Origin of the sequence: Marinobacter sp. (assembly GCF_035268745.1) — a bacterium.
GTDB lineage: Bacteria > Pseudomonadota > Gammaproteobacteria > Pseudomonadales > Oleiphilaceae > Marinobacter.
In genome coordinates this window covers 1-3,844 of sequence record NZ_DATFKH010000085.1, presented here as the reverse complement: position 1 = coordinate 3,844, position 3,844 = coordinate 1, and the positions used below count along the sequence as shown (strand labels likewise).

Genomic DNA, 3,844 nt, shown 5'->3' with positions numbered 1-3,844 from the left:
GGAATCCGCAAAGCTATGCCATAGCGCTGACGCTGAGGATCAACGACATGAGTCATGAGCAGGGCAGCAGTCAGTTCCGTGATCGCTTTAACCGGAACTTCGAGATCAGGCCGGGCCTGAACCGCATATACCAGGACCTTGGGGAAGTCGCCACGGCCCCGAAGGACCGGCGCATGGATATGGACGAGATCCGGCGGCTGATGTTTTTCACCACAGATCTGAGCCAGCCCGCTCGCCTGTGTCTGGGCGAACTCAGTCTGAGGGATTAAGCAACTATTAAAGTCGCCATGGGTTCGACGTTAGCGGCTCTGCACCATCGCGGCCAACCAGGACCGTATCGCTGAAACCCATGCCCCACTGGCCGGGAATCCGGAGGCAGATCGGCAGGTGAAACACCATACCCTCTTCGAATACTGCTTCCCCGCCCCGGGCTATATAACCGGATCCCTCGACCCAGGAGGGCGGAAACTGCGCACCCACCGTGTAGCCGAACACGCCGGAGAAAAACACTTCGCTGGCCAGGGGTTCCAGTGCCTGTTCTGCAGCCTGTGCTGCTGAATCGAAGCTGTGGCCGGGCTTCATTGAGCTTTGGAGGGCGTCAACGATCCGGCGGCAACCATCAAATACCCGGCGCATATCCGCCGTCGGCGTTCCTGCAATCACGGTGCGCATCATCGGCGCGGTATAACGCTGCCAGGCGGAACCGAATTCCAGAAATACCGGATCCCCTTCGGCAACCGTTGTGCGTTTGTGGTTGGTATGGATCACGCTGCTGCGGGCACCGGTGGTGACAATCGGCTGCATACTCATGAATTCGCTACCTGCCTTCAGCAGCGCTTCGGCGCCAACAGCGGCAATGTAGTTATCGGTTACCCCGGGCCGGACCACAGCCGCTGCTGCTTCGATACTCTGGCAGGTAATCCGCGCGCTCTGCTTCAGGTATTCCAGTTCCGCTGCGGATTTCACAATGCGGATGGATTTCACCAGCTTTGAGGCGTCCACCAGTTCGGTGCCCTGCAGTCGGGTTCTGAGGCCATTCACCACACCGCTGCGCAGCGAGCCATGCCAGGCATCGATGCCAATACTCCGGCCCTGCCCTGTCACATCACTCAGTGCGTCGGCCAACGGGTCCAGCACCTCATCGATGCGTTCCCAGCGGTAACCGATAACCCGCTCGAGCCTTGTGGTGATGGTGGCCGGGCCGGTTTCTATGGAAGGTACCTGCAGCATCAGGTCAGCTTCGGTCACAACCAGGCCAATGTGTACCGATACTTCAAAAGTACTGTAGCCGGTGAGATAGAATATGTCGGACGGGTCGGTAAGAAGCAGCGCCCCGATATTTTCAGCACCCATCCACTCACGCACCGCCCTCAGGCGCCGGTCAAATTCTTCCGGCGGAAAGGGGCAGTCCTGGCCCCGGAATTCACCGGCAATCGCCGACTGGTAAGCGTTAAAGTCCATAGCTTCACTCCACTTCAGAAGGGGGCAAGAAACCTTGCGAGTTGACGCCCGACGGTTGCCAACGGTCGGGTAATGGAATCCTGGATGCTTGCGGTAACCACACGAGTAAACCTGGCACCGGCATCGGTTTCCAGAAACCCGATATAATCCCGCAACTCATCAACCGAAAGGTCGCGGTAGGTGTATAAATAGATATCGTAGACCTGTTGGGCGACCATCGCACGGGTCTGTTGCCGGCGACTTTCAATCATCTGTTTCAGCTTCGCAAAGCCGGACTCACCACTGCCCTGAAACACCGAGACAGCCGTTGCCAGGCCAAGCTGGACGGCTATGGTGGTATCCACAGCGCTTTCAGTAGCGCGGGCCGCCTGGTCATAGCGGCTGAACAGTGCCGCCCGCTCGCTGCCTCTGAACCTGGCCTGTAAATCAGCGGCACCGGCCTCGATTTTTTCCCAGGTCTCGGGCCCTGAGGCTGCAATTTCAGCTCTGGCGATTTTTTCAGCCAAAGGGGTTTCATACCAGCCGCGCACTGTCCTGAGCTGGTTATCGCTCATTGACACGGACAGATCGGAAACCAGCTCTGCCTGGATATCTTCGGCCCTGAGGGCATTACCGACAACCGCAGCCACCGTGGTAACGACCATGGGATCAGTTATACCGCCCTGGCTGAGCCCGCGGCGGACCCCTTCGCTCATCATGGCGGGGTACCGGGCGACGATATCATCAACGGGCGAAGCTTCCAGAGCTGACTTTGCCAGCGGGCTTGCCTGCACCACGCCGGACAGGCACAGCAATAAACATAAAACCGATGTAACTTGGGATGGCGCTGGCATGAAACTAGTATCCTCGGGAACAAAGGCTCCTTATGCCACGAGCAGAGTAACCGACGCAAGATATGGCCAGACACAGACGACGCCAATTACTGCCCGCCTCATGGGTCTCACGCCTGAAATGGTATGGCCTGCCGACCCTGGGACTGATTATTACCATTCTGGCAACCTTGCGATTCAGCCTGCTGGCACCGGACCCACCGGTTAATCCGGAGGATATCTGTGAAATCTTCCGCGAACACCCGGTCTGGTATGATCATGCGCGGGATTCAGAAGACCGTTGGGGCACACCCATTGCCACCCAACTGGCCTTTGTCTACTACGAGTCGTCCTTCCGCAGTCACGCCCGCCCACCCCGCACCCGTCTTTTCGGGCTGATACCCTGGCGCCGGCCGACCACCGCCTATGGCTATGCCCAGGCACTGGACCCGGCCTGGGGCGAATACCTTCAGGCCAATGGCGACGGGTTTTTTGTGGTTCGCACCAATATGAAATACGCACTGGACTTTGTGGGCTGGTATAACCACCTGACCCGCAGGGAGACAGACATCGCACTCCACGAGCCCCGCAATCTTTATCTGGCCTACCATGAGGGGCGTGCCGGCTACCGGCGGCAGAGTTATCTTGCCAAACCGGAGGTCATGTCGCTTGCCGGGCGAGTCCAGAACCGGGCCTTCCGCTACGACAACCAGTTGAAAACCTGTGAGCGTGAATTCCAGTGCTGGCGTTTCTACCAGTTCTGGCCATTCTGTGAAGACTGGGGCGACTGACTGGTGGTCGTGGCTAATTCCCGGCGCCTTCAATATGCGGGCTCAGCGCCACCAGACGCCGGGTCAGAAATTCCATCACCAGACGCACACGGGCCATATGACGGGTGTCCTGATTGACCATCAGCCACAGGTCAACGCCTTCGCCATCCAGTGGCGGGGTCAGCCGACTCAGGTCTGAAGTGATATCACCAAGATAACAGGGCAGAACCGCCAGCCCCACGCCTGCCCGTGCCAGTGAATACATTGACTGAAGACTGTTACACCGTACCGCTGACCGGGTATTTTTCAGCGCTTTGCGGTACCAGCGACCCGTGGCAAGGTGGCTGAAACTTTCGTCCGGGAGAATCCAGCTATTCTTCTCCGGCGCGTTATCCAGGTTCATATCAGGGTGACGCTGGCAATAATCACGCGCCCCGTAAACCGCAGACGCTATCGTGGCGATGCGATCCCCCTCCAGGGTAGCCTGGGGCTTGTTAACAGGACGCAGGGTAAGATCAGCATCACGGTGACTGAGGTTGAGCACATCGTTGTCGGTCAGTACTTCAAGCTCAATATCAGGGTAGGCCTGCAGCAGTTCCGACACCAGCGGGCCAATCAGCGCATTGACCATGACATCCGTAGCGGCCAGCCGAACCTTGCCTACCGGCGCAGAATCCTGTCCCACCAGCCGGCGCTCGAGATTTTCCATGTCCGCAGCCAGTCGGTCGGCTTCACGGTAGGCCGTTTCCCCCACCGGGGTCAGATGCAGACCCTCCCGGTCACGTTCAAAAAACTGAACCCCCA

General features: G+C 58.5%; 4 protein-coding genes and 1 pseudogene. 2 read left to right on the top strand and 3 right to left on the bottom strand.

All coding sequences use genetic code 11. From position 1 onward, the window contains the following. Positions 1 to 269, top strand: a pseudogene (locus tag VJ956_RS07330) (succinyl-CoA synthetase subunit beta); the annotation flags it as partial. Between the two features lie 7 nt (positions 270 to 276). On the opposite strand, the gene VJ956_RS07325 reads toward VJ956_RS07330, so the two are convergent. Continuing rightward, positions 277 to 1,461, bottom strand: a complete 1,185-nt coding sequence (locus tag VJ956_RS07325; RefSeq protein ID WP_324083365.1) for a Xaa-Pro peptidase family protein — start codon at positions 1,459 to 1,461, stop codon at positions 277 to 279. Between the two features lie 14 nt (positions 1,462 to 1,475). Next, complete coding sequence (locus tag VJ956_RS07320) at positions 1,476 to 2,294, bottom strand: DUF2059 domain-containing protein (RefSeq protein WP_324083363.1); 819 nt, start codon at positions 2,292 to 2,294, stop codon at positions 1,476 to 1,478. Between the two features lie 62 nt (positions 2,295 to 2,356). On the opposite strand from VJ956_RS07320, the gene VJ956_RS07315 reads away from it, so the two are divergent. Next, positions 2,357 to 3,061, top strand: a complete 705-nt coding sequence (locus VJ956_RS07315) for a lysozyme-like domain containing protein (RefSeq protein ID WP_324083361.1) — start codon at positions 2,357 to 2,359, stop codon at positions 3,059 to 3,061. Positions 3,062 to 3,074: 13 nt separating this feature from the next. On the opposite strand, the gene VJ956_RS07310 is transcribed toward VJ956_RS07315, so the two are convergent. Further along, positions 3,075 to 3,844 (bottom strand): LysR family transcriptional regulator (locus VJ956_RS07310; RefSeq protein WP_324083359.1); only part of this gene is annotated, 770 nt, incomplete at its 5' end.

What these genes read in the sequence shown, in the direction of transcription:
- VJ956_RS07325 (WP_324083365.1), bottom strand. Translation starts at nt 1,461, where the DNA reads ATGGACTTTAACGCTTACCAGTCGGCGATTGCCGGTGAATTCCGGGGC.
- VJ956_RS07315 (WP_324083361.1), top strand. Translation starts at nt 2,357, where the DNA reads ATGGCCAGACACAGACGACGCCAATTACTGCCCGCCTCATGGGTCTCA.
- VJ956_RS07320 (WP_324083363.1), bottom strand. Translation starts at nt 2,294, where the DNA reads ATGCCAGCGCCATCCCAAGTTACATCGGTTTTATGTTTATTGCTGTGC.